The sequence below is a fragment of the Microbacterium sp. AC145 genome, from assembly GCF_979258505.1.
The window spans coordinates 3,612,084-3,638,866 of record NZ_OZ409859.1 but is presented as its reverse complement, the minus strand read 5'-3'; the positions used below and the strand labels follow the sequence as shown (position 1 = coordinate 3,638,866).

The following is a 26,783-nucleotide window of genomic DNA, read 5'->3' as shown; positions in this document are numbered from 1 at the left end:
GGAAAACGTGCACGAACCCTGTGTTTCCGCCTCTGTGACGCTGTTCATCGTCGGCGTGACACTCAGCGCGACAGCATCCGGGTGAGCGCATCCGAGCTCGCAGCCAGCGCCTCGTCGAGCGAGAAGTGCCCTGCGGCACACAGGGTGCCGAGCCCGTGCACCAAGCCCCAGACCCCGGTGACGCTCTGCGGGTCGAGGCCGGCGGCGACGGATGCCTCGGACAGCAGCTCTTCGAGTTCGGCGATCAGCGGTGCCATGGTCTCACTCGGCTCCCCGGGGATGCAGACGGTGGGGTCGTAGATCACGTCGAAGCCGTGCGGATGCTCGACGGCGAAGCGGATGTACGCGGCACCGCCCTCGATCGCTGCGGATCGCGGATCGGGTTGCCCCTCGATCGCCGTGCGCACCGCGGCCACGAGATCGGCCATGCTTCGCTCGGCGAGCACTGTGAGCAGCCCTCGACGATCCGAGAAGTGGTGGTACGGCGCGTTGTGGCTCACATCGGCGGAGCGAGCGACCTCGCGCAGGCTGATCTCGCCTGCCGGCTTCTCGGCGAGCAGCTGCATCGCCGCAGCCTCGAGAGCGTGGGCGAGATCGCCGTGGTGATAGCCGGATCGGGAACTTGACACAAGCAACATTGTTGCCTATCTTGACAGTGTCCACCACTGCTTGACACTGTCAACATAGGAGCTCGCATGTCTTCCGCACTGATCATCGACGGCCACCCGGATGCTCGATCCCTCACCGCCGAACTCGCCCGGCGCTACGCCGCGGCGCACGGCGACGCCCGCATCCTCGCGCTGCGAGACCTCGACTTCGATCCGTCGCTGCGCTTCGGCTACCGCCAGCGCATGCAGCTCGAGCCCGACCTGGTCGATGCCAAGCGCGCGCTCGCCGAGGCGCAGACGGTCGTGGTCTTCACCCCGCTCTGGTGGGGGTCGGTGCCCGCACTGCTCAAGGGGTTCTTCGACCGAGCCCTGCTCCCCCAGCAGGAGTATCGGTACTCGAAGCTCGGGATGCCCGAGGGTCTGCTGACCGCAGCGAACGGCCGTCTCTTCCTGCTCGCCGACACCCCGTGGTTCCTCACACCGTTCACCGGGCTGCCCGCGCAGACGCACGTCGCCCGAGGCACGATGCGCTTCTGCGGCATCCGCTCGGTGCGCACCACACGCATGCTGGGCGTCAAGGACGCCAGCCCCGCGCGCATCGCATCGTGGCTCGACCGCGCAGAGACCCTGGGCCGCCGAGACGGCATCCGTGACCAGGGCCAGCGCCGTGGCTCAGACGCTCAGGCGACCGCGGAAACTCCGCCCAACGCAGGAACTCAGGCCATCGCGGCCGACGCCGCCTCGTCCTCTGTCGTCGCGACGAGCTGACCGCAGGCTCCGTCGATCTCCTTGCCGCGGGTGTCGCGGAGGGTCGTCGGGATGCCTGCGTCGTTGAGCCGACGCACGAACTCGTTCTGCACCGAGGGCTCGGACGAGGTCCAGATCGACCCGGGCGTCGGGTTCAGCGGGATCGGGTTGACGTGCACCCACCCGCGACCGCGCTCGTTGAGCTTGTCGGCGAGCAGGTCGGCACGCCAGGCATGATCGTTCATGTCCTTGATCAGCGCGTACTCGATCGAGACACGGCGACCGGTCTTGGCGTAGTAGTCGTAGGCGGCGTCGAGCGCCTCGTCGACCTTCCAGCGCGAGTTCACCGGAATGAGCTCGTCGCGCAGGTGGTCGTCGGGCGCATGCAGCGACAGGGCGAAGGTCACCGGGATGCCCTCGTCGGCGAGCTTCTTGATCGCCGGCACGAGTCCGACCGTCGACACCGTGATGCCGCGAGCGCTCATGCCGAGGCCGTCGGGCTGCGGTGCGACCATCGAGCGAACCGCATCCATCACACGCTTGTAGTTGGCGAGCGGCTCGCCCATACCCATGAAGACGATGTTCGAGACGCGCTCCATCGAGTGGTCGTCGGCCTTCTTGCCGCCGAGGCCGCCCTCGGCGATCAGACGGTTCGCCCGCACGATCTGCTCGATGATCTCAGCCGTCGACATGTTGCGCGTGAGGCCGGCCTGGCCGGTGGCGCAGAACGGGCAGTTCATGCCGCATCCGGCCTGCGACGACACGCACAGGGTGATGCGGCCCGGGTAGCGCATGAGCACCGACTCGACGAGCGCGCCGTCGTGCAGACGCCACAGGAACTTGATCGTGTCGCCACGGTCGGTCTCGAGGCGACGCACCTCGGTGAGCAGCGGCGGCAGCATGCCGGCGACGAGCTGCTCGCGGGTGTCGGCCGGGAGGTCGGTCATCTCGGCAGCATCCGACGTGTAGTGACGGAAGTAGTGGGTCGAGAGCTGCTTCGCACGGAATCCGGGCAGGCCCAGCTCCTTGACCTTCTCGACCCGCTCGGCCGGGGTGAGGTCGGCGAGGTGCACCGGCGGCTTGCCGCGCTTGGGGCTCGCGAACTGCAGCAGCGGCCGCCCTTCGGCGTCCTTCTGCTGCGTCCATCCCTCGGTCGTAGGGCGCACCTGCGGGGTGCCGGTGGAACGGACAGCCCCCGAACGGGACGACGCGGGTGCCGTGGCGGGGCGCGTCTCGCGCGTGCGGGGAGTCTCGGTCATACCCTCCAGGGTACGCGGTGCCGGGTGGGAGGCGGCTGGGGCACCGAAGACCGCGTCCCTAGACTGAGGCCATGGAGCTCATCCTGTGGATCGGTATCGTCCTCGTGGTCATCGCCGTCGGAGCGGTGATCATCGCCGCGGCGCTGCGCGGCATGAGCCCGAAGGTGCCGGACGCCCAGGTCTACCACCCCTCGCCCGCGCGACAGGGCTCGGCTCCCGCGACCTCGACGATCAGCCCGGCATCCGGCCTGACGCCCGACGTGATCGCCGAGATCGACCGCCTCGTGACCGCCGACCAGAAGATCCGAGCCATCAAGGTCTACCGCCAGCACACGGGTGTGCGTCTGCAGGACGCGAAGGACAGGATCGACCACTGGTCGGTCAGCACGACGGCTCCACACACGGCCGCCGTCTCGAACGCGTCGGTCGCCCGCTCCTCGATCACGGCGACGGCCTCGTCGGTGCGCGGCGAGCTGCCGGCATCCGTCGCCGCCGAGATCGACCGACTCGTCGCGACCGACCAGAAGATCCATGCGATCAAGCTGGTCCGCGAGCACACCGGCTTCGGACTCAAGGAATCGAAGGACCTCGTCGAGTCGTGGCCGCATCCGCACCGCCTGTGATCCTCGCGGGGCGCAGTCCGGGAGAATGAGGGCATCCCCCGATGAAGGAGCCCCGATGTCAGACCGTCTCGCCCGCACCCGCAGCACCGGAGTGCTGGCCGTTCTGCGTGCCCCGTCACCCGAACTCGCGCTCGAGGCGTCAGAGGCGATCATCCGCGGCGGGGTGACCGGCATCGAGGTCACGTTCTCGACGCCCGACGCGCCCGCAGTGATCCGCGAGCTCATCGCCCGCCACGGCGACGCGGCGCACATCGGCGCCGGCACCGTGACCACGGTCGAACAGGCCGCGGCCGCGGCGGATGCCGGGGCCGAGTTCCTCGTGAGCCCCGGCACCCTCCCCGCCCTCACCCGCGCGATGCTCGACACCGGCCGCGTCGTCATGACGGGTGCGATGACCCCCACAGAGGTCATGGGCGCACTCGAGCTCGGCGTCGACGTGGTGAAGATCTTCCCCGCCTCGCTGGGCGGCCCCTCGTACCTCGGCGCGCTGCGCGGCCCCTTCCCCGATGCGCCGCTCATGCCGACCGGCGGCGTGACGCCCGACAACCTCTCCGACTGGTTCCGCGCCGGAGCCGTGGCCGTCGGTGCGGGTGGCGACCTCGCCAACGGCGCCTCGCTCGCGGCATCCGACTGGGCCGACATCGAACAGCGCTCGGCTCGCTTCGCCGCAGCTCTCGCCGCGACCCGCGCCTGATCCGCCGCTCATGTCAGACAGCACTCGCGACCTTCTCGCCGCTGCCGCCGCGGGTGACGCGAATGCCGTGCGCACCGCCCTCGACGCCGGGGCCGACATCGAAGCCCGTGGCGACGACGACATGACCGCACTCGTCACGGCCACCAAGGCGAACGACATCGACGCGGCCCGGATGCTGATCGAGGCCGGCGCCGATGTGAACGCCAAGGACGACATCCAGGACTCCGCCTACCTCTACGCCGGTGCTCGGGGACACGACGAGATCCTGCAACTGGCACTCGACCACGGAGCCGATCTCGCCAGCACCAATCGCTTCGGCGGCACTGCGCTGATCCCGGCATCCGAGCGCGGGTTGCTGTCGACCATCGGCATACTGCTCGAGGCGGGCGTCGACCCGAACCACATCAACAACCTGCGCTGGACCGCCCTGCACGAGGCGATCGTGCTCGGAGACGGATCCGAGGCCTACGTCGCCGTCGTGCGCGCGCTGCTCGACGGCGGGGCCGACGTCACGATCCGCGACGGAGACGGCGTGCTCCCTCGCGACCTCGCCGCCGCCCGCGGCTACGACGAGATCGTCGGCCTGCTGGAGAGACGATGACGCGGTGATCGACCTCGCTCCCCTCGCCTGGGCGGCGCTCGGCCTCGCCGCCGTCACCATCGGCATCTCGAAGACCGCACTCCCCGGTGGCAGCATCCTGGCGATCGCTCTGTTCGCGACCGTGCTGCCCGCGCGCACGTCGACGGCGGCGATGCTCCTGCTGCTCATCGTGGGCGACGTGTTCGCGCTGATCACCTATCGCCGTCACGCGCACTGGCCCACGTTGCTGCGCCTCGCCCCGGCGGTGATCGCCGGCCTCGTGGCGGGTTTCGCGTTCCTCGCGCTCGCGGGCGACGGCATCGTGCGGCGGGCGATCGGCGTGATCCTGCTCGCCATGATCGCGGTGACCCTGTGGCGGCGATGGCGACAGAACAGGGCGGATGCCGTGGCACCCGCACCCGGCGGCATCGTGCTCTCGGGCGTCTACGGCACCCTCGGCGGATTCACGACCATGGTCGCGAACGCCGGCGGGCCTGTGATGTCGATGTACTTCCTCGCGACGCGCACCCCCGTGCAGGTGTTCCTCGGCACCTCGGCGTGGTTCTTCGCGATCATCAACCTCGTGAAGATCCCGTTCCTCGCGGGCCTCGGCCTGTTCGAGGGGCACGTGCTGCTGATGGATGCCGTGCTGGCGCCGCTCGTCGTGCTCGGCGCCCTCGTCGGCATCCGCCTCGCGAAGCGCATGAACCAGGTGCTGTTCGACCGCATCGTGATCGTCTTGACGATCGCCGGCGCCGTCTACCTGCTGTTCTGAGCCGCGCTCCCTCGGGAAAACGCAGACGGAAGGGGGTCAGTTCGGCGCGTCATCGAGCGACGCGCGGGGCCGAGCGCATCCCGTCTCCGTTTTCCGACCGGCGCCCGCCTCAGTCGAGGAAGATGTCGGGGAACAGCCGGTCGTCGGGCGTTCCGGGCACCGCGGCGTACCGCGAGAAGTCCGTCACACCGTCGGCCTCGAGCACGTCTTCGACGATGAGGGTCTGGCCCGTGTACTCGGCCGCAGGCTTGAGCAGCACGGCGTAGGCGGCGTCGGCGTAGATGTCGGGCGTGCGGCTCGCGGCCATGACCTTGTCGCCGCCGAGCAGGTTCTGCACGGCAGCGGTGGCGATGGTCGTCCGCGGCCACAGGGTGTTCGCGGCGATGCCGTCGCGCCCGAATTCGGCGGCGAGGCCGAGCGTGACCATCGTCATGCCGAACTTCGCGAGGGTGTATCCGGTGTGTGCACCGAGCCACTTCGGCGTCGGGTTCAGAGGAGGCGAGAGCGACAGGATGTGCGGATTCGCGGCATCCTTGAGCATCGGAACCGCCGCGCGCGAGAGCATGAACGTGCCGCGGACGTTCACGTCCTGCATCAGGTCGTACTTCTTCGCGCCGAGGTCGAGCGAGCGCGACAGGTCGATGACGCTGGCGTTGTTGATGACGATGTCGATGCCGCCGAACTCACCCTGCGTCTTCAGCACGGCCTCGGTGATGTCGTCGTCGTCGCGCACGTCTCCGACGATCGGCAGCGCCTGGCCGCCTGCCGCCCTGATCTGCTCGGCCGCGGAGTGCACCGTACCTTCGAGCTTCGGATGCGGGGTGTCGGTCTTCGCGAGCATCGCGATGTTCGCGCCGTCGGCGGCGGCGCGCAGGGCGATCGCGAGGCCGATGCCGCGGCTGCCGCCGGACATCAGGATGGTCTTGCCGGCCAGTGACATGGATTCTCCTTGGAACGTGGGGGCTTCGGGTCTACTTCGGCGCCATGCGGATGGCGCCGTCGAGGCGGATCGTCTCACCGTTGAGGTAGCCGTTCTCGATGATCTGCTGCACGAGGGAGGCGTACTCCTCGGGCCGACCGAGGCGCGAGGGGAACGGCACCTGCTGGCCGAGCGAGTCCTGCGCGGCCTGCGGAAGCCCCATGAGCATCGGGGTCTCCATGATGCCGGGAGCGATCGTGCACACGCGGATGCCGTGGCGGGCGAGCTCACGCGCGACGGGAAGCGTCATCGCGTGCACGCCGCCCTTCGAGGCGGAGTACGCCGGCTGGCCGATCTGGCCGTCGAACGCTGCGACGCTCGCGGTGTTGACGATGACTCCGCGATCGCCGTCGGCCGTCGGGTCGTTCTTCGCGATCACGGCGGATGCCTGCGAGAGCACGTTGAAGGTGCCGACGAGGTTGATCCGCACGACGCGCTCGAAATCGGCGAGCACCGCAGGAGTGCCGTCCCGATCGAGGACCTTGGCCGGCGGAGCGATGCCGGCGCAGTTCACGACGGCACGCAGCGGAGCCCGGCTCTGCGCTGCGGCGACCGCCGCAGCGGCGTCCTCGGCACTGGTCACGTCTCCCCCGGCGAAGACGCCGTCGAGCTCGGCGGCGATCTCTGCACCGGCCGACGACGCAAGGTCGAGGATCGTGACGACCGCGCCTGCTGCGGCGAGCCTGCGCGCGGTGGCGAGGCCCAACCCTGACGCGCCACCGGTGACGAGAGCACTCGAGCCCTGGATCTGCATGCGGTTCTCCTTCGAACGTGCGACTCAGTGTCAGCCTAACTGATCCGCAGTCCCAGCGACGGGCGAGCGTGATCGGGGCCGGCGCCACCGAGCCTACGCCGACTCGATCTCAGGCGCACCGAAGGGGAAGACCCCCCACGGGCCTCCCCCTTCGATTCGGCGCGCCTCTGAAGGACGCGCCGCCCCAGACTGCCGATCAGACCTCGATCTGCGCGGCTATCGCCTTGAGCTTGTGGCGAGCCAGTGCGAGGTTCGCCGAGGACTTGGTGAGCACCAGATAGATGAAGAGCCCGTTCGCGTTCTGCGTGTTGAGCACGTTGATCAGGTGGTACTGCGAGGTCAGCGTGATGAGGATGTCATCGATCTCGTCGGTGACGCCCAGGTCGCGCATCGTGACGAGCTTCGCCCGCACGACGTTCGAGTTGCCGGCGGCCGCGATGCCCAGGTCGAACGAAGGGTTGCCGCCCTGCGCCAGCGCCATGCCGCTCGCGTAGTCGACGATGGCGGCGCCGGTGGCGCCCTCGATGGCGAGCAGCTGCTGCAGCGCGTCGTCCAGTGAGCTCATGTTCGGGTACTCCTCTGTGATCAGGATGGTCTCGGGGTGCGCCGACTCGGGCGCGATCGTGGGAGCACTGGCTTCAGCCTGGATCCACTTCACGAACTGATCGAGATCCTGCTCGTCGGCATCGGGCGGCGAGACCGCCGTCGCCGTCGGGAGGTCGACCGTGAGTCGTTCTGAGGCGTCGGCGTCGACGATCGCGGGGGCGGACGACGGCTCATCGGCATCGCTGCCGCTCCGTCGCCACCACTGTGACCGGGACGAAACGCGCACGGAGACCTCTGGTGTGTGAATGATTGGTGCGGCCGCAGAGCGCGACCGGGATCGAGACTAACCCGGGGTCAGAGGGGAAATCCGGGAGTATTCACGTATACCGATATACGTTCCAGCATCGGATGTCAGGATGGTCACGTGAACCTCCCGCTCGCATCCGTGCCCCCCGCATCCACCCGGGTTCCCGATGTCGTCCGCCGCCTCGCCGCGGGGGCGGCACTCGAGCCGGTGTGGCTCAACGGCATCGGCGGACTCACGTTCCGCACCGACGACGCGCGCTACATCAAGTGGGGGCCGCACGACCTCGAGGCGAACATGCGAGACGAGGCCGAGCGCATGCGGTGGGCGCGACGGTGGATCGCGGTTCCCGAAGTGCTCGACCAGGGGTCGGATGCCGATCACGAGTGGCTCGTCACCGCCGCGCTCCCCGGCCACAGTGCCGTCGACGGCCGCTGGCGCGACACCCCAGACATCGCGGTGCGCGCGGTCGGCGCCGCCCTGCGCGCGCTTCACGACGCCCTGCCGGTCGACGACTGCCCGTGGACGTGGAGTCCCGCATCCCGGATCGCGAACGCCGGGGAGCGTGGGGTCGTCGTGCCGCCCGACCTGATGACCTCGCCGTCCGACGACAGGCTCGTCGTCTGCCACGGCGACGCCTGCATGCCGAACACCCTGCTCGACGACGACGGACGTCCGCTCGCGCACGTCGACCTCGCAGCGCTCGGAGTCGCCGATCGCTGGGCCGACATCGCCGTCGCCTCGATGAGCACCGAGTGGAACTTCGGCCCCGGGTGGGAGGACGCGCTCATCGAGGCGTACGGCATCACACCCGACCGGGAGCGACTGGAGTACTACCGGCGGCTCTGGAACGAGACCTGAGCGACGCCGGCCCCGAGGCCCCGGCCGATCACCGCGGAGTGATGCCGTCGAACAGGTTGCCCACGAGGGCTGTCGCGAAGGCCTCGGTCACGGGCTCGTCCGGCACCAGGATCCGGTGATAGACCGCCCCCCACAGCTGATCGACGAGAACCTGCACATCGATGTCCGACCTGATCTGCCCCTCGCGCTGGGCGATGGCGAACCGATCCGCGGCGAGTCCTCTGCGGTGCGACGAGTACAGCCGGCGATAGTCGGCGGCGAGGACCGGATCGGTCTGCGACTGCCCGATCAGCTCCGCCAGGATGCGTCCTGCCGGAGACGTGGTCATCAGCGACACGAAGCTGCGGAGCTGCGCCGTGACGTCGGCTCGGACATCACCGGTGTCGGGGAACGTCAACGCCACCTCGACGCTCTGGAAGTAGCCTTCGAGCGCCAATGCGCCCACCGACGGCCACCACTTGTAGAGCGTGGTCTTGCTGACGGGCGCTTCGCGGGCGACACGTTCGAAGGTCAGGCCGGGCAGCCCCTCGCGGAGCAGAATCCCTCCGACCGCGGTCAGGACATCGGCGCGCACCGCTTCGGCCGGCCGCCGCCCGCGTCCGCGGCGAGCAGCCGGTGCGCCGTCCCCGTCGGGGACTCCGCCGATCGTGTGGCTGGTCACTGCGATCAGGCCATTCCGCCGTTGACGAAGATGACCTGGCCGTTCACCCATCGGGCGGGCCCTGCGAGGAAGGCGACGCTCTCGGCGATGTCCTCCGGCGCGCCGAGCCTCTCGAGCGGAGCGGCGTGCGAGAGATTCTCGATCGTCTTCTCGTCTTTCCCGTCGAGGAACAGCGCTGTGGCCGTGGGCCCGGGAGCCACGGCGTTCACGGTGATGTCCCTGCCGCGCAGCTCGCGGGCCAGCACCAGGGTCAGGGACTCGACAGCTGCCTTCGAGGCCGCATACGCCCCGTACGTGGGGAAGCTCGTGCGGGTGACGCTCGTCGAGAAGTTCACGATCGCGCCGCCGGGCCGCACACGCCGTGCCGCCTGCTGCGAGACGACGAAGGTGCCGCGGATGTTGGTGCGGTGCATCCGGTCGAGGTCGGCCAGGTCCATGGTCGCGATCGGCGAGAGGACCATGATGCCGGCGGTGTTCACCACGACGTCGATGCCGCCGAAGACGGCGTCGACATGGTCGAACGCGGCCTCCATCGCCAGCTCGTCCGCCACGTCGCCGCCGATCACCGTCGCCGCACCGCCGGCGGCGAGGATCCGCTGCACGACGGCTTCGGCCTTCGCTCGATTTCCGGCATAGTGCACGGCGACCGCGTAGCCGTCTGCAGCGAGCCGCTCGACGACCGCCTGCCCGATTCCTCCGGAACCACCTGTGACGAGTGCGACGCGCCTGTCTGATGTCGTGCTCATGAGCTTCTCATTTCCTGGTTATATGAACCCAAGTTCATATAACCAGGAAATGAACGATCTGTCCATATCATTCGAGGCGCGATGCGGCATCCGGCTCGACATCGTCGTGCACGGTGACCCGGATCTCCGCGATCCGTCGCCGGTCGACGGCCGTCACACGGATCGTCGCCCCCGGCACCTCGACCGCGTCGCCGACCACGGCGAGGCGTCCGAGCATCTCGGTGACGAAGCCCGCGACCGTGTCCGACGCGCCGCGAGGCAGGTCGATTCCGGTGATCTCGGCGAAATCCTGCAGGTTGAGGCGACCGTCGAGTGCGCCGCCGGCATCCGGCATCCGCTCTTCCGTGTCGTACTCGTCGAAGATCTCGCCGACGACCTCCTCGACGAGGTCTTCGAGGGTCACGATGCCGTCGGTGCCGCCGTACTCGTCGACGACGACCGCGATCTGGTGGCCCGCCGCGCGCATGCGGGTCAGCGTCGGCAGCACACCGGCGGTCGAGGGCACGTACTCGACGGGACGCATGAGCCCCAGCACCGCACGCGACGAGTCGTCGGCGGCCGCCTCGAACAGGTCGCGCACGTGCACGAAGCCCACGATGTCGTCGAGCGAGGTGTCGATCACCGGGTACCGCGAGAACGGCAGTTCCCTCACCTGGGCGATGGAGTCGCGAAGCGTCGCCGCGCCGTCGAGCGCGATGACCTCGGGGCGCGGTCGCATGACCTCGCTGACCTGACGGCCGCGCAGCGACAGGACGTCGTCGAGGATGCGGCGCTCGTCGTCGGGGAGGCTCTGGTGCGTCGCGACGATGTCACGCAGCTCTTCGTCGCTGAGCTCGTCGGCCGCCTTGTGCGGGTCACCGCCGAGCAGCCGCACGACCGCGTTGGTCGACACCGAGAGCAGCCAGATGACCGGTCGCATCACAGTGGCGAAGCCGTCGAGCACGGGCGCGACGGCATAGGCGAACTGCGCGTTGCGCTGGATGGCGAGCCGCTTGGGCACGAGTTCACCGAGCACGAGCGACAGGTATGCGATCACGAGCGTCAGCAGCACGGTCGCCAGCGTCAGGGCCAGCGGGGCCGCGACACCGAGGTTCTCGAGCAGCGGTGCGACCGAGGGGGCGATGGAGGTCGCACCGTAGGCTGCCGAGGCGAAGCCCGCGACCGTCACACCGATCTGCACCGCCGAGAGGAAGGTGTTGGGGTTGCGGGCGAGGCTCGCGACCTTCTCGCCGCGCCGGCCACGGGCGGCGATCGCGTTGAGCTGGCTCTCGCGCAGGGTGACGAGGGCCATCTCGGTGGCGGCGAACACGCCACCGACGAGGACGAACACGAACACCAGAGCGATGTTCAGCGCGAGGTCGCCCATCAGCGGGTCACCTCGCGAGGTGCAGGGGCGCCCGAGGTCATTCGGGCGCCGGGTCTGTCAGGGTCTGCGGACGCGTCGGAGCGGCGCGACTGGTTCACGAATGTTCCTTCTGGGTGTCGGAGGTGAGGGATGCAGAGCTGGAGGAGGAGTTGTCGAGGGCGTCGCGCCGGTCGTCGCGTCGCGTCTTCATGAGGCTCGCGACCGTGGCGACCGCGATGGTCGCACCGATGAACACCAGCGAGAACCAGATCGGGATCTCGGGCGCCCACAGCATCGGCTCGCCGCCGTTGATGAACGGCAGCTCGTTGACATGCATCGCGTGCAGCACGAGCTTGACGCCGATGAAGGCGAGGATGACCGCGAGGCCCTGCGCGAGGTACACGAGACGCTCGAGCAGACCGCCGATGAGGAAGTACAGCTGGCGCAGACCCATGAGCGCGAAGGCGTTGGCGGTGAAGACGATGTACGCCTCTTCGGTCAGACCGTAGATCGCGGGGATCGAGTCGACCGCGAAGATCAGGTCGACGAAGCCGATCGCGATGATCACGAGGAACATCGGGGTGAAGAAGCGCTTGCCGTCGCGCTTCACCGTGAGGCGGTCGCCGTTGTACTCGTCGCTCACCGGCAGGATGCGGCGCACGAAGCGCATGAAACGCCCGTTCGCCGGGTTGTGGTCACCCTGCGCGAATGCCTGGCGGTACGCCAGGAAGAGCAGCAGCGCGCCGAACAGGTAGAAGATCCAGGAGAAGTTCTCGATCAGGGTGGCGCCGAGCGCGATGAACCCACCGCGCATGATCAGCGCGATCACGATGCCGATCATCAGCACCTTCTGCTGATACATGCGCGGCACGGCGAAGCCGGTCATCACGATCAGGAAGACGAAGAGGTTGTCGATCGACAGTGCCTTCTCGGTCAGATAGCCGGCGAAGTACTCGCCGCCGTAGGTCCAGCCCGAGACGGTGCCGATGCCGACGCCGAACAGCAGCGCGAGACCGATGTAGAACGCCGACCAGCGGGCGGACTCGCCGATGGTGGGCTCATGGGGCTTGCGGACGTGCGCGAAGAACTCGTACACGAAGAAGGCGATCGTGACGGCGATCGTGATGATCCACACGAGGGGGGTGATGTTCAAGGAGGTCTCCAGAGACGAAGGCGTGACGATGTCGACGCCAAGGTCTTCTCCATCCTCGAGAACGAGGACCGGGGACCCGGGATGCAGGGACATCCGTAATGACGAGCCGCCCGTGGTGGAGTACTCCCCTTGGGTTCACTCGATGCTAGCGAATACATCGGCATTCCAGCTATGAGAACGCTGAGTATGAACTGTCAGCTCCGATCGCCCGTCAGACCGTGGGGCCGAGGATGAAGTTCCACGCCCCCGTCAGCACTGCTGCGGCGATCGCGACGATCGGAATCAGCGCGGCGACCACCACGAGCATCGTGTCGCGTCGATCCCACACCGATTCCCTGGCCCACGACCGTGGTCCGCGTCCGCCGAACCCCCGCGCCTCCATCGCCGTGGCGAGGGAGGATCCGCGACGGATCGCGAGCACGAACAACGCGAACGCCATGCCGAACGCCCGACGGATCCGCCCCTGATCGGCGACACCGCGTGCCCGCCTGGCCAGTGCCAGGGCTCGCCAGTCCTCGGTGAGGAGTCCCAGCATCCGCATGCCCGCGAGCGCGCCGACGACGAATCGTGCAGGCAGCCGCACCCGCTGCGCCAGACCGTCGGCGAGGTCGGTGGGATCCACGGTGACGAACAGCACCACGGCCGGCAGACCGATCGCCAGCACGCGCACCGCCGTCGCCGCGGCGAGCGCGAGCGATCCGTCGCTGATGCGGATGACGAACCACTCGAAATGGATCGTGCCGCTCGTCACGCCGTAGAGCGCGATCGTCACGGCGCCGAGTGGCGCGGCGATCCACAGCACGGCGGTCCGGACCCAGAACTCCTTCGCGCGGAGACCGGCGAGCAGCAGCAGCGGGATCTCGAGCAGCAGTGCGACGGATGCCGACACGACGTCGATCGACAGCACGAGCGGAAGCGCGATGAGCAGCGCCGCGGCGAGCTTCGCCAGCGCCGAGCGTGGCGCGATCGGTCCCGATCGTTCGACGCGGGCGGTGAGCGGATCGATCATCGCCCGACCTCGATGCGGCGGGCGTGCAGCGCGTCGAGCACGGCCTCGTCGTGACTGATCGCGACGACGGCGGTGCCCTCGTCGCGCACTCGCGCGATGAGCCCGACCAGCTCGGCCCAGGTGGTGGCGTCCTGGCCGAAGGTGGGTTCGTCGAGCACCAGCATCCGGGGACGGGTGGCGAGGGCTGCGGCGACCGTGAGCCGCCTCTTCTCGCCGCCCGAGAGCGTGTAGGGGTTGGCGTCTGCCAATGCCGTCAGCCGCAGCCTCTCCATCAGATCGTCGACGCGCGCCTCGATCTCGTCCGGGCCGAGGCGCAGTGCCCGCGGGCCGACCGACAGCTCCTCGCGCACGGTCTTCGCGAGCAGCTGGTGCTCGGGCGTCTGCAGCACGGTGGCGATGCGGGTGAGCAGCGCGCGCGACGACCAGCGGAACGGATCGGCCTTCTCGCCCGCAGCCAGCGCGGGGAGCGCCGTCACCGCACCGCTTTCGGCGGGGATGAGCCCAGCGAGAGTGAGCCCGAGCGTCGACTTGCCCGCCCCGTTCGCGCCGGTGACTCCGAGCACCTCGCCCGCCCGCACGTCGAGGTCGAACGGGCCGGCGACCGCGAGGCCCCTGCGTCGCGCGACGGCCAGCCCCCGGGTCTCGATGAGGATCTCGCCTGGTCGCTGAGTGGGTGCGGGCGGCGCGGCGGGCGGGTGGCCCGGAACCCACACACCGGATGCCGCGAGCTCGGCCCCCCGCGCACCGAGCACCTGCTCGGGCGTGCCGTCCGCCAGCACGATCGTGCCCTCGGGGTCTGCGCCCAGCACGATGACCCGCGTCACCAGAGGCAGCCAGATGTCGATGCGGTGCTCGATCACGACGAGTGTGGCACCGGTCGCGTCGAGCGCCGCCGCCACGGCATCCCGCACATCGGCCACCCCCTGCGGATCGAGGTTGGCCGTGGGCTCGTCGAGCAGGATCGCGCCGGGTCGCATCGCGAGCACCCCAGCGAGCGCCAGCCGCTGCTTCTGTCCGCCCGACAGCGCGGCTGTCGAACGGTCGAGGGCGACGTCGAGCTCGACGGCATCCAGTGCGTGCCGCACGCGCTGCCAGATCTCCTCCCGCGGCACACCGAGGTTCTCGCAGCCGAAGGCCACGTCGTCGCCCACTCGGGCGAGGATCGTCTGCGTGTCGGGGTCTTGCAGAACCATGCCGACTCGACCGCGCGCATCGGTCGGCGGGATGCCGTCGACGAGCAGCGCGCCGTGGGTCTCCCCCTCGTCGGCCCCGCCGAGGACTCCGCCGAAGCCCTGCAACAGGGTCGATTTGCCCGAGCCCGATGCGCCGAGCAGCAGCACCCGCTCCCCCGGCTCGATGCGCAGATCGACCTCGCGTACGGCCCACCGCAGCCGCGTCGCGTACCGCCACCCCCACCCGCGGGCTTCGAGGGCGGCGGCGCTCGTGACCGCGGTCACACTCGTGCGGTGACCTCGCGCCCGGCGGCGAACCTGCTCAGCGCTCCCGTCGCCGCGAGACCTCGAGCGATGAGCCAGGCTCCGAGGCCCGCGATCACGGCACCGGAGATGGTGGTCGAGGCGATGTAGACGGTCGTGAAGAGCGTGTCGGCGCCGGCATACCAGAGGATGCGGTCGTTGATGCCGCACGCGAGGCCCGCGCCCGCTCCCGCGAGCATCGCGACGGGCAGACGCCAGACGCCGTAGAGGAAGAGGAGGAAGATCAGCTCGGCGCCGAGGCCCTGCACGAGTCCGGACACGATCGTGAGAGGCCCCCAGGCGTTGCCGACCAGCGCCGAGATGATGGCGGCGACGAGCTCGGTGTAGAGCGCCGCACCGGGCTTGCGGATGATGAGTCCACCCAGCACGCCGGCGATGAGCCAGGGACCGGCGAGCAGGCCCTGCACACCGGGGAGGAGCGGCGTCAGGAACGTACTCGGAAGCTCGTAGCCGACGTTCCACAGCAGGAAGATCACGGCGCAGGCGACGGCGATGACGCTGGCGACCACGATGTCGACGACGCGCCAGCGCCAGAGATCGGGACGACCCAGGCCCCTCGACGCGGAGGTCGTGGATGCTGCCGCTGCGGATGCCGATCCGTTGCCGGGTCCGTACATGGATGTGCTCATTGAATGCTCCTCCCTGCGCTGGCATGACCCAGATCAGGTTCGACGGTCGAAGCGCGATTCGCTCCCTCTCAGCCCGGCTCGCCGGACTCCCGTGGTTGTCCTCCCGATCTTACCCAGTGCCGACACTCACGCGGTCTCCTGTTGCAGCGCCCGGAATCCCGCCTGTGATTCGGTACCGTGAGGAGGTGACCGCTCCAGACTCCACCGAGGCCACTCCCGACGCGCCCGTTCCCGACGCGCCCGTCGACGCAGATCGTCAGGACGACGACCTCGATGAGGCCTTCGGTGCCGCATCGGATGCTCCGTCCGACGACGAGCCGGATGCCCGGTGGGCCGAGACCGGGCGGGGGGCGACCGCTCTCACCTGGATCGATCCGGTCGCGATCGGTCAGCAGTCGGCCACGGCCGCTCTCGACGATGACACCGATCGTGCCGTGGGCGGAGCAGCCCTGCTGCGTGACGCCCATCTGCGCCCTCGCATCGCGACACCCGCAGTTCTCGTGCCCCTGGCGCTCGTGGTCGGGCTCGTCGGCGCATACGCGGGGTCGACCCTGCTGTGGCCGCTGCACGAGGTCGAACCGACCGTGCAGGCGATTCAGACGACAGCGGTCGCGGCGGCACCCGCCGACACGCTGTGGCCCGCGCAGGGAAGCGCTGCCGTGGGCATCACCGGCCTCGGCACCACCGCGTCGACTGCCGACCCTGCCGCGATCGCGAGCATCACGAAGGTCGTCTCGAGCCTGATGGTGCTCGATCGCCTGCCGCTCGCGGTCGGCGAGCAGGGCCCGGAGTACTCCTTCACAGGCGCCGACAATCTCGAGTACTGGGAGTATCGACGGCTCGACCAGTCGGCGCTCGACGTACCCGTGGGCGGGGTGCTGACCGAGTATCAGCTGCTGCAGGGGACACTCCTCGGCTCGGCGAACAACTACATCGACCGGCTCGCACAGGAGATCTGGGGGTCGAACGCGGCCTTCGCCGATGCGGCCGAGACCTGGTTGAGCGATCGCGGTCTCGGTGACATCACCATCGTGACCCCGTCGGGGTTCGACGACCGCAACACGGCGAGCCCGCAGTCGCTCATCGCGCTGGCGGAGATCGCGATGCAGAATCCGGTGTTCGCCGAGATCGTCGCGACTCCGGCTGTCGAGCTGCCCGGTGCGGGCACGGTCGTGAACACGAACGGGATGCTCGCAGACGCCGGCGTCGTCGGCGTCAAGACGGGCACCCTCGGCGACAGCTGGAATCTGCTGACCGCGAAGGACATCACCGTCGACGACACCACCGTGCACGTCTTCGCGAGCGTGCTCGGTCAGATCGACGACGAACAGCGTCTCGCCGAGACCCGCGCGCTGTTCGCGCAGGTGGAGACCGCGCTCGACGCGCAGGCCCCGGTGCTCGCGAAGGGCACCGTCGTGGGCACGGTGTCGACGATCTGGGGCGCGGCGGTCGACATCGTGACGGACGACGATGCCGAGGTCGTGCTCTGGAACGGCGCCGCCGCCGAGGTGACGCCGTCGTTCGAGCTCGGCGAAGACCGCGAATCGGGCGATCAGGTCGGCACGCTCACGAGCGTCGGCCCCCTGAACACGGCGACGACCCCCCTGGTTCTCTCCGATGACGTCGATGGCCCGAGTCCGTGGTGGCGCCTGACGCATCCGCTCGAGCTCTTCGGCCTGTCTGACGCCCAGCGCTGACGCGCAATCCGCAGTCCGCACGCAGAACGGCGCCCCACCCCCGTGAGAGGGCGAGGCGCCGTTGTGGACGCGGTCTCGCGATGTCAGGCCTGCGAGCCGTCTGACTGGGGGCGTTCCACGACTGCCTGCGCTTCGGAGGCGGCCGCAGCGGGCGCGGATGCCCCGACGGCGGCACCGACCTGGGCTGCGGTCGCGGCATCCTCGGCGTCGCCGCTGACCATCACGGGGGTCGATCCTGTGAGCGCGTCTTCGGCGTCGATGTCGGTCGCGGCCTGCTCGAACTGCGACTGGTAGAGACGCCAGTAGGCGCCCTGCGCGCCGATCAGCTCGTCATGCGTGCCCTTCTCGACGATGTCGCCATGCTCCATCACGAGGATCAGATCGGCGTCGCGGATCGTCGAGAGGCGGTGCGCGATCACGAACGACGTGCGCCCCTGACGGAGCGCCGCCATCGCGTTCTGCAGCAGCAGCTCGGTGCGGGTGTCGACCGCAGACGTGGCCTCGTCGAGGATCAGGATCGACGGCTGCGCCACGAACGCGCGGGCGATCGTGATCAGCTGGCGCTCGCCCGCCGACACGTTCGACGCGTCCTCGTCGAGCACGGTGTCGTACCCCTCGGGCAGCGCGTGCACGAAGCGGTCGACATACGTCGCCTTCGCGGCCTCGAGCACCTCGTCGTCGGTCGCCGTGGAGCGGCCGTACCGGATGTTCTCGCGGATGCTCCCGGCGAACAGCCACGGATCCTGCAGGACCATGCCCGTGCGCGAACGCAGCTCGTCGCGCGTGATCTTCGAGATGTCCTGACCGTCGAGCAGGATGCGCCCGCCGTTCAGCTCGTAGAACCGCATGATCAGGTTGACGAGCGTCGTCTTGCCCGCGCCCGTCGGTCCGACGATCGCGACCGTCTGCCCCGGCTCGACCTGGAACGAGAGGTCGGTGATGAGCGGTCGTTCCGGCGTATACGAGAACGCGACGTTCTCGAACTCGACGACACCCTGACCGCCTGCCAGCTTCGGAGCGTCAGAGGCATCGGCCTCCTGCTCCTCGGTGTCGAGCAGCTCGAACACGCGCTCGGCCGACGCGGTTCCGGACTGCACGACCGCGGCCATGCCGCCCAGCTCCGACAGCGGCTGCGTGAACTGCTGCGAGTACTGGATGAACGCCTGCACGTCACCGAGACGCAACTGCCCGCTGGCGACCATGAGACCGCCGAGCACGGCGATGCCCACATAGGTGAGGCTTCCGACGAAGGTCATCGCCGGCATGATGATGCCGGAGAGGAACTGCGCCCGGAAACTCGCCTGGAACAGCTCCTCGTTCTCGTCCTTGAACTTGTCGAGGGCATCCTGCTCTCGGCCGAAGACCTTGACCAGCGCGTGGCCCGAGAAGGCCTCTTCGACGCGGGCGTTCAGTCGACCCACCTTGCGCCACTGCATCCCGAACGCCTTCTGCGACCGCGGACCGATGACGCCGAAGATCACGCCCATGAGCGGCAGCGCGACGAGAGCCACGAGGGCGAGCTGCCACGAGATCGAGAACATCAGTACCAGCACGCCGACGACCGTGAGCACGGCGGTGATCGCGCCGGACAGCGACTGCTGCATGGTCTGGGTGATGTTGTCGATGTCGTTGGTCACACGCGAGATCAGGTCACCGCGCTGCACCTTGTCGAAGTACGACAGCGGCAGGCGGTTGATCTTCGCCTCGACCGACTCGCGCAGGCGCCACATGGTGCGCACCATGATGACGTTGATGACGTAGCCCTGGATCCAGCTGAGGAAGGCCGCCACGATGTAGATCGCCAGCACCGCGATGATGACCCACCGCAGCGCCTCGAAGTCGACTCCGTCGCCGACCTGGAAGCTGCCGAGGGCTGCGACCTGGTTCGCGAAGTCATCCTGTCCGCCCTGGCGCAGAGCCGCGACGACGTCTTCCTGAGATGTGCCTGACGGGAACCCCGGGAAGTCTCCGTTCGGCTGTCCGAGCTGCACCGAGATGAAGCCCTTGTAGATGAGGTTCGTCGCCTCACCGAGCACCTTCGGCGCGGCGACCGTGAGCACGACGCCGACCGCACCGGCGATCGACACCAGGATGAACCACACCGCCGACGGCTTGAGCAGGCCGATCATCCGGCTGAAGCTCTTGCCGAAGTTGTCGGCCTTGCCCGGTGCGACGCTGTCCCAGCCGCCGCCGTCCTGACGCGCCTTCTCGGCGAGTTCGGCCTCGTACTTCTCCTCGTCGGTCAGCTCGCGCTCGACCGTGGCGGCGGGTGCGGTGCCGGCCGCTCGACCGTGGCGGGTCTTCGGCGTGTTCTGCTCGCTCATGCGTCCACCCCCAGCTGCGATTCGACGATCTCTCGATAGGTCTCGCTCGTCTCGAGCAGTTCTGCGTGTGTGCCGACGCCGACCATGGTGCCCCCTTCGAGCACGACGATGCGATCCGCATCCGTGATGGAGGACACTCGCTGAGCGACCACGATCTTCGTGACGTGCGGCAGCTCGCGCCACAGAGCCTGTCTCAGATGAGCGTCGGTGGTGAGGTCGAGAGCGGAGAACGAGTCGTCGAAGACGAGGATCTGCGGCTGACGCACGATCGCACGGGCGATCGCCAGGCGCTGACGCTGACCGCCCGAGACGTTCGTGCCGCCCTGCGTGATGCGCGACTCGAGCCCCTGGGGCATCTCCTCGACGAAATCGCGGCCCTGGGCGATCTCGAGCGCGTGCCAGAGTTCTTCGTCGGTGGCCTCTTCGCGTCCGTAGCGGAGGTTCGATGCCACGGTGCCGGTGAAGAGGAAGGGGCGCTGGGGCACCAGGCCGATGGTCGCCCACAGCGACTCGACGTCGGCCTCGCGCACATCGGTGCCGCCGACGAACACGGCGCCGCCCGTGGCGTCGAACAGACGCGGGATCAGCGAGACGAGGGTCGTCTTGCCTGCACCCGTGGAGCCGACGATCGCGACGGTCTCGCCGGGCTCAGCGGCGAAGCTGATACCCGTGAGCACCGGGGATTCGGCCCCGGGGTAGGTGAACTCGACGTCGTCGAATGCGACCGATCCGGGTGTCGTGAAGTCGGTCACGCCGTTCGCAGGACGCTCCATGCTCGACGTCGTGTCGAGGACCTCTCCGATGCGCTCGGCCGAGACCGCGGCGCGCGGGATCATGATCGCCATGAAGCTGGCCATGATGACACCGCCCATGATCTGGCCGATGTACTGCATGAACGCGAAGATCGTGCCCACCTGCACCGTGCCGCTGTTGACCTCGATGCCGCCGAACCAGACGACGGCCACGATCGTGACGTTGAGGATGAGCATGAACAGCGGGAACAGCAGGACGAAGAGCGAGCCGACCTTGCGACCGACCACCATGATGTCGGTGTTGGCCTCGCGGAAGCGCTCCTCCTCGATACGCTCGCGCACGAACGCACGCACCACGCGCACACCGGTGAGCTGCTCGCGCATGACGCGGTTGACCGTGTCGAGCTTGCCCTGGTAGCTGCGGAACAGAGGCACCATGCGGCTCACGACGAGACCTGCGACGATCAGCAGCAGCGGCACGGAGACGGCGATCAGCCAGCTGAGACCGATGTTCGTCTGCACGGCGAAGATGATGCCGCCGATCGCGAGCAGCGGAGCCGTGACGAGCATCGTCGCGCCCATCATCGCCAGCATCTGCACCTGCTGCACGTCGTTCGTGTTGCGGGTGATGAGCGAGCCTGCGCCGAACTGCGAGACCTCGCGCTCGGAGAACCCGCTGACCTTGCCGAAGACGTCGGCACGGATGTCGCGACCAGCGCCCATCGACGCCCGTGCGGCGAAGTAGGTCGCGATGATCGAGGCGATGATCTGGCCGAGCGACACCGCGAGCATGAGTAGGCCGGTGCGCCAGATGTAGTCGGTGTCGGACTGCGCGACGCCCTTGTTGATGATGTCTTCGTTGAGGCGGGGCAGGTAGAGGGTCGCGATCGCGCTGGCGAACTGGAACACCAGCACGGCCAGGAGCAGCCACTTATATCGAGTGAGATAGCGGACGAGTATTTTTCCCAGCACAGGCGGACTTTCTAGGAAGGATGAAGTGGGAGATCTCCCGGCGGGCGGACGCAGGCCGACGATCGCGCAAATGCAAGCGTGCCACGAACCACCGACTTTCGGATCCCCCTCGAGGCGGACCTTCGCTCACAGCGAACCATTACGCGGCGTGATCGGCTATTTCTGCACTCGGTTCACCCTGACGGGGCGGGCATCGATGCACTTTGTATCACCATCGTGATACAACTTGTGCTAGACATTGAGTACAAACATCTGGATGGGGGTCGATGATCATGGACCGACTGATCGCTCTGCTCTCCGCCGAACCGGCGGAGATCCTTCTGGCACTGCTCTCGCAGCCGCTCTTCTCTCTGGCGGTCGCCGCGCTCGTGGCGGTCATCTGGCGGTTTCTCGCTCGACGCCGCGTCGCGGCGGGCGGCGTTGCGGGCGGCGTGACCCCGACCGGTCTCGACGAGACGGTCCGCGACCGGTATCGGCCCGAGAGGGCGGCGGTACGGGTCGCCGCAGTCGCTGTCATCGCCGTTCTCGTCGTGGAGAACGCCGCGGCCACGCTGCTGCCGCCCGACGGCGACACGGTCTCATGGTGGCGCTATGCCGCGACGATCCTCGCCGGTGCCGCCTCGCTCCTCGTACTCCTCGGCATGATCGTGATCCGGGGATCCTCGATGCCGCGACGCCCGGTCCCGCTCGCGGGCCGCCGCACGTGGACGACCTTCGGAACGCGCCGCGATCTCTACGGCGCCGCGGTCGCCGCGCTCGCCCTCCTGCTGACGACGCTCGCGGCGGGACTCGCCTCCTCACCCGACCCGAAAGGACGGTACGTGTGGCTCGAGGTGCCGATCCAGAACGCGTCGATCGATCCGCTCCGGCCCTGGTTCTTCGGCTGGGCCTACGGGGTCCCGGTGCTCCTCAGCCTCGTGGCGCTGGTCGCCGTCGGCATCGCGACGCTGCGATGCAACGCCGCGCGTCCCTACATCGCTCCCGAGACGCTCCGCGCCGAGCGGATGCAGCGCTCGACCGTGGCGTCCGGCATCCTCCGCATCGTGGCCGCGGCCACGATGCTGTCGCTCGCGGCCGCCTGGCGCTTCATCGCGGAGTCCGGCACGACGACCGGGCTGACGATCGAGGGCACCGGCACCTACGAGGTCGCCTGGCGCTATGCGGAGTTCGCCGGGATGGCGGGGTGGGCGGCACCCGTGATCGAGGTCTGCGCCTTCCTTCTGCTCATCTTCGCGACCGGCATCCGCACGCCCGATCGACGACCCTCCCCGGCGCAATCGCAGACTGCCGACGACCCGATCCTGTCACTCGCGGAGCGCGATCGATGACCACCCATCCCCGCCCGAACACGCCACCGGCCGCCGCTCAGAGCCCCACGGAGGAGTCGAGCCCCGCGATCGACATCTATCGCCAGTTCCGCGGCCTCATCGTCTCCGGCCAGTGGGGAGCGGGCGAACGTCTGCCCACCGTGCGGCAGACGGCCAGCGACCTCGGCGTCGCCGCGGGCACGGCAGCCCGCGCCTACCGACAGCTGGAGCGCGATGGGCTCGTCGTGACCCGCACTGCGGCGGGCACTCGGGTGGCGGAATCGGCGGGCGTCGTCCCGCGAGCCGTCATCCGCCAGATCAGGGAGCTGGTGGCCGCGGCCGAAGACGCGGGCAGCACGATCGAGGATGTGATCGATGTGCTGCGTGTGGTCGCCCGCTCCTCGGCCGCGTCATCGGGGTCTCCCGAAGCCGAGACCGAGGCCGAGACCGAGACCGAGACCCGCTGAGGCGGCGGCTGCGCCCTGACTCAGAACAGCGGGCGCTCCGGAACATACTCGCGCGCCGGCGACCCGGCGTCGGGTGCGAGGTCTCCCAGAGTGGGTGGATCCCATCGCGGATTCCGGTCCTTGTCGACGAGCTGCGCCCGGATGCCCTCGACGAGATCGGGATGCTGCGTCACGAACCACATGACCCTGCGGTACTCGCCCTCGAGGGCCGCTCGCAGGTCGGGCAGCGCGCGAGCCTCCCGCACTGCATCGAGAGTCACGGCGAGGCCGGTCGGCCCCAGTGCTTCGAGCAGATCGGCCGTCGCCGCAGCATCCGCCTCGTCCCGATCGCGCAGGCGCGAGACGATGTCGATGACGGTGTCGGCGGAGAACGCCTCGTCGATCCAGGCGCGCGATGCGGGCAGCGTGGAGGGTTCCGGCGTCTCGTCGAAGAGCAGGACGATCTCCGCGGGCCCGGTCGGGTCCGCACGATACGCGAGAGCCTCTCGCAGAGCATCGAGACGATCCGACGGCACGACGTGATCGGCGAAGCCGAGCAGCACGGCATCCGCAGCGCTCATCGTGCCGCCCGTGAGCCCGAAGTACTCCCCCAGCCGGCCGGGAGCACGGCCGAGCAGCCAGGTGCCTCCGACGTCAGGGGTGAAGCCGATGCGGGTCTCGGGCATCGCGAGCTTCGAGCGCTCGGTGACGATGCGGATGGCCGCGTGACCGGACAGGCCCACGCCGCCGCCCATGGTGATGCCGTCGGCGATCGAGACGACCGGCTTGGGGTATTCCGCGATCATCGCGTTGAGCGCGTACTCGGCCCGGAAGAACTCGGTCGTCTCGGCCGACCTTCCCGCCACGATCTGCGCATGCAGGGCTCGCACGTCGCCGCCGGCGCACATGCCGCGCTCGCCCTCGCCGTCGATCACGACGATCTGCACGTCGCTGTCGGTGCGCCACCGATCGAGCGTGTCGGCGAGCAGGCGGATCATGTCGACGTCGAGAGCGTTGATCGCCTCGGGGCGGTTCAGGGTGAGCCGCCCGAGGGCGCCTTCCGTGCGCACGAGGACACGGGGCGAGGCGGTGGAATCGGTCACGCGTGCCAGGCTACCCGCTCGATCGGGTCTTGCGAGGGGGCCGAATGATGAGGTAAATGCGCGATCCGGGCGCTTTTCCGGCAGGATAGACGGAACTGCCCATTTTCAAGGAGAGGTCGCGGATGCCCGACGGACAGGTGCTCGAGTTCACGCGCGTGACGAAACGCTTCAATGAGGTGACGGCCGTCTCCGACTTCTCCGCGCGGATCGAACCGGGAGCGGTCACCGCGTTCCTCGGCCCGAACGGCGCCGGCAAGACCACCAGCCTGCGCATCCTGCTCGGCCAGGTGCGCGCGACGAGCGGCACCGCAACGATCGGCGGCGTCGCCTACTCGGAGCTGCGCAACCCCCTGCGAACGATCGGCTCGGTGCTCGAAGAGACGGTCTACCGGCCGCGCCGCTCTGCGGCCCGCCAGCTGACGATCGCGGCCAAGGCCAACGGCATCCCGCTCTCCCGCGTGGCTGAGGTGCTGTCGCTCGTGGGTCTCGAGGACGAGGCCGAGGGGCGCATCGGCAGCTTCTCCCTGGGCATGCGCCAGCGGCTGAGCGTCGCCCACGCACTGCTCGGCGACCCTGGCGCCCTCGTGTTCGACGAGCCGGCGAACGGCCTCGACCCCGAAGGCATCCGGTGGATGCGCCTCCTCATGCGTCGACTCGCCGATGAGGGCCGCACCGTCCTCGTCTCCTCGCACGTGCTGAGCGAGGTCGAACAGGTCGCCGACAACGTGCTCGTGCTGTCACGCGGTCAGCTGATGCTCTCCAGCGGCATCGAGACGCTGGCAGACCCGTCGTCCGGCGCCGTCGTGGTCGACGCGGCAGACCGCTCGGCCCTCACCGCCGCGCTCTCCGCAGCGGGTTTCGAGGTCGAGGTGCTGCGCTCCGGCCTCACCGTTCGCGGTGGCGACGCCGGGACCGTCGGCGCGATCGCCGCCGATGCGGGGGTCGCCCTGACCACGCTGGTGCAGCGCGGTCCCACCCTCGAGGACATCTTCATCGAGCTCGTCCGCGGCGGCAAGCATGCACCGCGCGCGATCCCCGGTTCGGCAGACGTCGTTCCGCCGGTGGTGAACGATGCCGCCGTCGCTACCGAGGCTGTGACTGAAGAGGCTGTGGCTGACGAGGCTGTCGCTGACGAGGCTGTGGCGGACGAAGTTCCGGCCGACGAGGCTCCCGCCGAGGAAGTTCCGGCCGAGGATGCGAATGACGCCGATGCGGCGGATGCCGAGGCATCGGACGCTGGTCTCGCTGTCGCTTCGCCCCCTTCCCAGCCGTCCTTCGACGACATCCTGTTCGGCACCGGAACCGAGCACACCGACACTGTGCAGGGTTCCGAGCCCGAGGATGCACAGGTCGCCGATCATGCGGGCATCGAGACCTTCTCCGATCTGCACCCGGATGATGACGCGCCGCACACCGCCGGGCAGGACGACGGCGGCACCGAGGTCGCGGCGCAGTCTTCCGACCACGACGACGCGTCCCCCACCCCGGCGGACGATGACGACGACGACCCGCGCTCCGCAGCCGTCAGCTCGATGCTGGCCGCAGCTGCGCGTGCGTACTACGACGACGAGCCCCGACAGTATCCCTTCGGCGAAGGCGAAGGCGATTCCGAAGGCGGAGAAGAAGCGTCCGCCGAGGGTGGCGACGAGACCGGTGAGCAGCACGAGCACGCCGAGGGCGAGGCCCACGAGCACGCCGAGAGCGAGGCCCACGAGCAGGCCGAGCACAACGAGCACCACGCCGAGGGCGAGCACCACGACCACCATGACGGCGAGCAGCGCGAGAGCTGACCAGCACCACCGCTCCCATGCGAACGCCCTCCGCGCCGACAGGCTTCGGAGGGCGTTGCGCGTAAGAGAGTCCTCTGCGCGGATCAGGCCGGTCGCGGCCGGATGACCGGGCGCCGCCGCCCCTTCGAGGTCGACGTCGGGGCGGTGGCGACGATCTCCTCGACATCGGCGGGCTCGTGCGAGACCTCGAGACGCAGTGCCTGCGTGAGCGCCAGACCGTGGCTCGTGGTGAGGATCAGTCGGCGATACTGCTCGTCGCCTTCGAGATCGATCACGACGCTCGGACGACGTCGACGGATCAGTACGAAGTCGACGCTGCCCGCGGCCTTCCACGTGCCCGACGCCAGGATGCCGGGGATGTGCGTGCCGGGGTTCGGAACCCCGCGTAGCCAGGTCCACGCGTCGTCGATGAGCTGCACCTTGGTGATCGTGCTCCGCGCGATGCGCAGATTGTCCCGGTGGAAGCTCGCCGCACGCTCGATCGGCGAGAGCACGATCTCGAGTTGCGTCTGGTCCAGCAGCAACGTCACCATGCCTCAAGTCTGCCAGCGGCGCCCTGCGAGTTGTCTGCTTCTTGCTCACAGGACGGCAACGATCCGTTGTCTGATCTCTCCATCGCGCTT

The 26,783-nt window shown here is 68.9% G+C and carries 26 protein-coding genes and 1 riboswitch; of the genes, 10 read left to right on the top strand and 16 right to left on the bottom strand.

The annotated features are described in order from the left end of the window. Positions 1-62: 62 nt before the first annotated feature. Positions 63-629 (bottom strand): TetR/AcrR family transcriptional regulator, encoded by a 567-nt coding sequence (locus ACZZZN_RS17580; RefSeq protein WP_463506420.1) that lies wholly within the window; start codon positions 627-629, stop codon positions 63-65. 66 nt (positions 630-695) lie between these two features. Here ACZZZN_RS17580 and ACZZZN_RS17575 point away from each other — a divergent pair, with 66 nt between their 5' ends. After that, on the top strand, positions 696-1,376 hold the full coding sequence (locus ACZZZN_RS17575) for an NAD(P)H-dependent oxidoreductase (RefSeq protein WP_463506419.1): 681 nt from the start codon (positions 696-698) through the stop codon (positions 1,374-1,376). On the opposite strand, the gene rlmN is transcribed toward ACZZZN_RS17575, so the two are convergent. Next, complete coding sequence (gene rlmN, locus ACZZZN_RS17570; protein WP_463506418.1) at positions 1,325-2,614, bottom strand: dual-specificity RNA methyltransferase RlmN; 1,290 nt, start codon at positions 2,612-2,614, stop codon at positions 1,325-1,327. The two genes, ACZZZN_RS17575 and rlmN, sit on opposite strands and share 52 nt — an antisense overlap. 71 nt (positions 2,615-2,685) lie before the next feature. On the opposite strand from rlmN, the gene ACZZZN_RS17565 reads away from it, so the two are divergent. From ACZZZN_RS17565 to ACZZZN_RS17550, 4 genes are read left to right on the top strand one after another with little or no spacing between them, the layout of a single operon-like run. Next, positions 2,686-3,237 (top strand): ribosomal protein L7/L12, encoded by a 552-nt coding sequence (locus ACZZZN_RS17565; protein WP_463506417.1) that lies wholly within the window; start codon positions 2,686-2,688, stop codon positions 3,235-3,237. A 55-nt stretch (positions 3,238-3,292) separates the two neighbouring features. Further along, on the top strand, positions 3,293-3,931 hold the full coding sequence (locus tag ACZZZN_RS17560; RefSeq protein WP_463506416.1) for a bifunctional 4-hydroxy-2-oxoglutarate aldolase/2-dehydro-3-deoxy-phosphogluconate aldolase: 639 nt from the start codon (positions 3,293-3,295) through the stop codon (positions 3,929-3,931). 10 nt (positions 3,932-3,941) lie between these two features. Continuing rightward, complete coding sequence (locus tag ACZZZN_RS17555) at positions 3,942-4,532, top strand: ankyrin repeat domain-containing protein (RefSeq protein ID WP_463506415.1); 591 nt, start codon at positions 3,942-3,944, stop codon at positions 4,530-4,532. 4 nt (positions 4,533-4,536) lie between these two features. Further along, positions 4,537-5,286, top strand: a complete 750-nt coding sequence (locus ACZZZN_RS17550) for a sulfite exporter TauE/SafE family protein (protein ID WP_463506414.1) — start codon at positions 4,537-4,539, stop codon at positions 5,284-5,286. A 109-nt stretch (positions 5,287-5,395) separates the two neighbouring features. Here the strand turns inward: ACZZZN_RS17550 and ACZZZN_RS17545 are convergent, their stop codons facing one another. The 3 genes from ACZZZN_RS17545 to ACZZZN_RS17535 form a co-directional block, all read right to left on the bottom strand. Further along, positions 5,396-6,226 carry an SDR family oxidoreductase gene (locus tag ACZZZN_RS17545; RefSeq protein WP_463506413.1) on the bottom strand — a complete coding sequence of 277 codons (831 nt, stop codon included), beginning with the start codon at positions 6,224-6,226 and terminating at the stop codon, positions 5,396-5,398. A 31-nt stretch (positions 6,227-6,257) separates the two neighbouring features. Beyond that, positions 6,258-7,019: an SDR family NAD(P)-dependent oxidoreductase gene (locus ACZZZN_RS17540; RefSeq protein WP_463506412.1), complete on the bottom strand. Its 762-nt coding sequence runs from the start codon at positions 7,017-7,019 to the stop codon at positions 6,258-6,260. 196 nt (positions 7,020-7,215) lie between these two features. Continuing rightward, the gene (locus tag ACZZZN_RS17535; protein WP_463506411.1) at positions 7,216-7,851 is read right to left on the bottom strand and encodes a roadblock/LC7 domain-containing protein; all 636 of its coding nucleotides are present in this window, start codon (positions 7,849-7,851) and stop codon (positions 7,216-7,218) included. 138 nt (positions 7,852-7,989) lie between these two features. Here ACZZZN_RS17535 and ACZZZN_RS17530 point away from each other — a divergent pair, with 138 nt between their 5' ends. Then, the gene (locus ACZZZN_RS17530) at positions 7,990-8,730 is read left to right on the top strand and encodes a phosphotransferase (protein WP_463506410.1); all 741 of its coding nucleotides are present in this window, start codon (positions 7,990-7,992) and stop codon (positions 8,728-8,730) included. 28 nt (positions 8,731-8,758) lie between these two features. Here ACZZZN_RS17530 and ACZZZN_RS17525 read toward each other — a convergent pair whose 3' ends face one another. The 7 genes from ACZZZN_RS17525 to ACZZZN_RS17495 all read right to left on the bottom strand — a co-directional run bounded on the left by ACZZZN_RS17525 (position 8,759) and on the right by ACZZZN_RS17495 (position 15,769). Next, positions 8,759-9,391 carry a TetR-like C-terminal domain-containing protein gene (locus tag ACZZZN_RS17525; RefSeq protein WP_463506409.1) on the bottom strand — a complete coding sequence of 211 codons (633 nt, stop codon included), beginning with the start codon at positions 9,389-9,391 and terminating at the stop codon, positions 8,759-8,761. 5 nt (positions 9,392-9,396) lie between these two features. Then, positions 9,397-10,137 (bottom strand): SDR family oxidoreductase, encoded by a 741-nt coding sequence (locus tag ACZZZN_RS17520; RefSeq protein ID WP_463506408.1) that lies wholly within the window; start codon positions 10,135-10,137, stop codon positions 9,397-9,399. Positions 10,138-10,204: 67 nt separating this feature from the next. After that, a complete protein-coding gene (locus tag ACZZZN_RS17515) occupies positions 10,205-11,503 on the bottom strand; it encodes a hemolysin family protein (RefSeq protein WP_463506407.1) in 1,299 nt (432 codons plus the stop codon). Positions 11,504-11,597: 94 nt separating this feature from the next. Continuing rightward, positions 11,598-12,635, bottom strand: a complete 1,038-nt coding sequence (locus ACZZZN_RS17510) for a TerC family protein (protein WP_463506406.1) — start codon at positions 12,633-12,635, stop codon at positions 11,598-11,600. 211 nt (positions 12,636-12,846) lie between these two features. Further along, entirely contained in the window at positions 12,847-13,644 is a 798-nt protein-coding gene (locus tag ACZZZN_RS17505) for an energy-coupling factor transporter transmembrane component T family protein (RefSeq protein WP_463506405.1), read from the bottom strand. After that, positions 13,641-15,101, bottom strand: coding sequence for an ABC transporter ATP-binding protein (locus ACZZZN_RS17500; protein ID WP_463506404.1), 1,461 nt, complete (start codon positions 15,099-15,101; stop codon positions 13,641-13,643). Before ACZZZN_RS17500 ends, ACZZZN_RS17505 begins: the two co-directional genes overlap by 4 nt. Then, entirely contained in the window at positions 15,098-15,769 is a 672-nt protein-coding gene (locus ACZZZN_RS17495; protein WP_463506403.1) for an ECF transporter S component, read from the bottom strand. Before ACZZZN_RS17495 ends, ACZZZN_RS17500 begins: the two co-directional genes overlap by 4 nt. Beyond that, a riboswitch (TPP riboswitch) is annotated at positions 15,763-15,872 on the bottom strand. (Overlaps the previous gene by 7 nt.) A gap of 82 nt (positions 15,873-15,954) precedes the next feature. Here ACZZZN_RS17495 and ACZZZN_RS17490 point away from each other — a divergent pair. After that, complete coding sequence (locus ACZZZN_RS17490) at positions 15,955-17,466, top strand: D-alanyl-D-alanine carboxypeptidase family protein (RefSeq protein WP_463506402.1); 1,512 nt, start codon at positions 15,955-15,957, stop codon at positions 17,464-17,466. An 83-nt stretch (positions 17,467-17,549) separates the two neighbouring features. Here the strand turns inward: ACZZZN_RS17490 and ACZZZN_RS17485 are convergent, their stop codons facing one another. Together ACZZZN_RS17485 and ACZZZN_RS17480 are read right to left on the bottom strand one after the other, a co-directional pair. After that, positions 17,550-19,790: an ABC transporter ATP-binding protein gene (locus tag ACZZZN_RS17485; RefSeq protein WP_463506401.1), complete on the bottom strand. Its 2,241-nt coding sequence runs from the start codon at positions 19,788-19,790 to the stop codon at positions 17,550-17,552. Then, complete coding sequence (locus ACZZZN_RS17480; RefSeq protein WP_463506399.1) at positions 19,787-21,514, bottom strand: ABC transporter ATP-binding protein; 1,728 nt, start codon at positions 21,512-21,514, stop codon at positions 19,787-19,789. Before ACZZZN_RS17480 ends, ACZZZN_RS17485 begins: the two co-directional genes overlap by 4 nt. Before the next feature lie 266 nt (positions 21,515-21,780). On the opposite strand from ACZZZN_RS17480, the gene ACZZZN_RS17475 reads away from it, so the two are divergent. Both ACZZZN_RS17475 and ACZZZN_RS17470 read left to right on the top strand, forming a co-directional pair. Next, entirely contained in the window at positions 21,781-22,842 is a 1,062-nt protein-coding gene (locus ACZZZN_RS17475; RefSeq protein WP_463506398.1) for a hypothetical protein, read from the top strand. Continuing rightward, positions 22,839-23,288: a GntR family transcriptional regulator gene (locus ACZZZN_RS17470; RefSeq protein ID WP_463506397.1), complete on the top strand. Its 450-nt coding sequence runs from the start codon at positions 22,839-22,841 to the stop codon at positions 23,286-23,288. Before ACZZZN_RS17475 ends, ACZZZN_RS17470 begins: the two co-directional genes overlap by 4 nt. Positions 23,289-23,308: 20 nt before the next feature. Here the strand turns inward: ACZZZN_RS17470 and ACZZZN_RS17465 are convergent, their stop codons facing one another. Continuing rightward, a complete protein-coding gene (locus tag ACZZZN_RS17465; RefSeq protein WP_463506396.1) occupies positions 23,309-24,370 on the bottom strand; it encodes an enoyl-CoA hydratase/isomerase family protein in 1,062 nt (353 codons plus the stop codon). A gap of 122 nt (positions 24,371-24,492) precedes the next feature. Here ACZZZN_RS17465 and ACZZZN_RS17460 point away from each other — a divergent pair, with 122 nt between their 5' ends. Continuing rightward, positions 24,493-26,160, top strand: a complete 1,668-nt coding sequence (locus ACZZZN_RS17460) for an ATP-binding cassette domain-containing protein (protein ID WP_463506395.1) — start codon at positions 24,493-24,495, stop codon at positions 26,158-26,160. Positions 26,161-26,243: 83 nt separating this feature from the next. On the opposite strand, the gene ACZZZN_RS17455 is transcribed toward ACZZZN_RS17460, so the two are convergent. Further along, positions 26,244-26,693 (bottom strand): hypothetical protein, encoded by a 450-nt coding sequence (locus ACZZZN_RS17455; protein ID WP_463506394.1) that lies wholly within the window; start codon positions 26,691-26,693, stop codon positions 26,244-26,246. Positions 26,694-26,783 lie beyond the last annotated feature (90 nt).

Excerpts from the sequence above, each read along its gene's own strand:
- ACZZZN_RS17575 (WP_463506419.1), top strand. The coding sequence starts at position 696 with ATGTCTTCCGCACTGATCATCGACGGCCACCCGGATGCTCGATCCCTC.
- rlmN (WP_463506418.1), bottom strand. The coding sequence starts at position 2,614 with ATGACCGAGACTCCCCGCACGCGCGAGACGCGCCCCGCCACGGCACCC.
- ACZZZN_RS17565 (WP_463506417.1), top strand. The coding sequence starts at position 2,686 with ATGGAGCTCATCCTGTGGATCGGTATCGTCCTCGTGGTCATCGCCGTC.
- ACZZZN_RS17560 (WP_463506416.1), top strand. The coding sequence starts at position 3,293 with ATGTCAGACCGTCTCGCCCGCACCCGCAGCACCGGAGTGCTGGCCGTT.
- ACZZZN_RS17555 (WP_463506415.1), top strand. The coding sequence starts at position 3,942 with ATGTCAGACAGCACTCGCGACCTTCTCGCCGCTGCCGCCGCGGGTGAC.
- ACZZZN_RS17545 (WP_463506413.1), bottom strand. The coding sequence starts at position 6,226 with ATGTCACTGGCCGGCAAGACCATCCTGATGTCCGGCGGCAGCCGCGGC.
- ACZZZN_RS17540 (WP_463506412.1), bottom strand. The coding sequence starts at position 7,019 with ATGCAGATCCAGGGCTCGAGTGCTCTCGTCACCGGTGGCGCGTCAGGG.
- ACZZZN_RS17520 (WP_463506408.1), bottom strand. The coding sequence starts at position 10,137 with ATGAGCACGACATCAGACAGGCGCGTCGCACTCGTCACAGGTGGTTCC.
- ACZZZN_RS17515 (WP_463506407.1), bottom strand. The coding sequence starts at position 11,503 with ATGGGCGACCTCGCGCTGAACATCGCTCTGGTGTTCGTGTTCGTCCTC.
- ACZZZN_RS17505 (WP_463506405.1), bottom strand. The coding sequence starts at position 13,644 with ATGATCGATCCGCTCACCGCCCGCGTCGAACGATCGGGACCGATCGCG.
- ACZZZN_RS17495 (WP_463506403.1), bottom strand. The coding sequence starts at position 15,769 with ATGAGCACATCCATGTACGGACCCGGCAACGGATCGGCATCCGCAGCG.
- ACZZZN_RS17485 (WP_463506401.1), bottom strand. The coding sequence starts at position 19,790 with ATGAGCGAGCAGAACACGCCGAAGACCCGCCACGGTCGAGCGGCCGGC.
- ACZZZN_RS17475 (WP_463506398.1), top strand. The coding sequence starts at position 21,781 with ATGATCATGGACCGACTGATCGCTCTGCTCTCCGCCGAACCGGCGGAG.
- ACZZZN_RS17470 (WP_463506397.1), top strand. The coding sequence starts at position 22,839 with ATGACCACCCATCCCCGCCCGAACACGCCACCGGCCGCCGCTCAGAGC.
- ACZZZN_RS17460 (WP_463506395.1), top strand. The coding sequence starts at position 24,493 with ATGCCCGACGGACAGGTGCTCGAGTTCACGCGCGTGACGAAACGCTTC.
- ACZZZN_RS17455 (WP_463506394.1), bottom strand. The coding sequence starts at position 26,693 with ATGGTGACGTTGCTGCTGGACCAGACGCAACTCGAGATCGTGCTCTCG.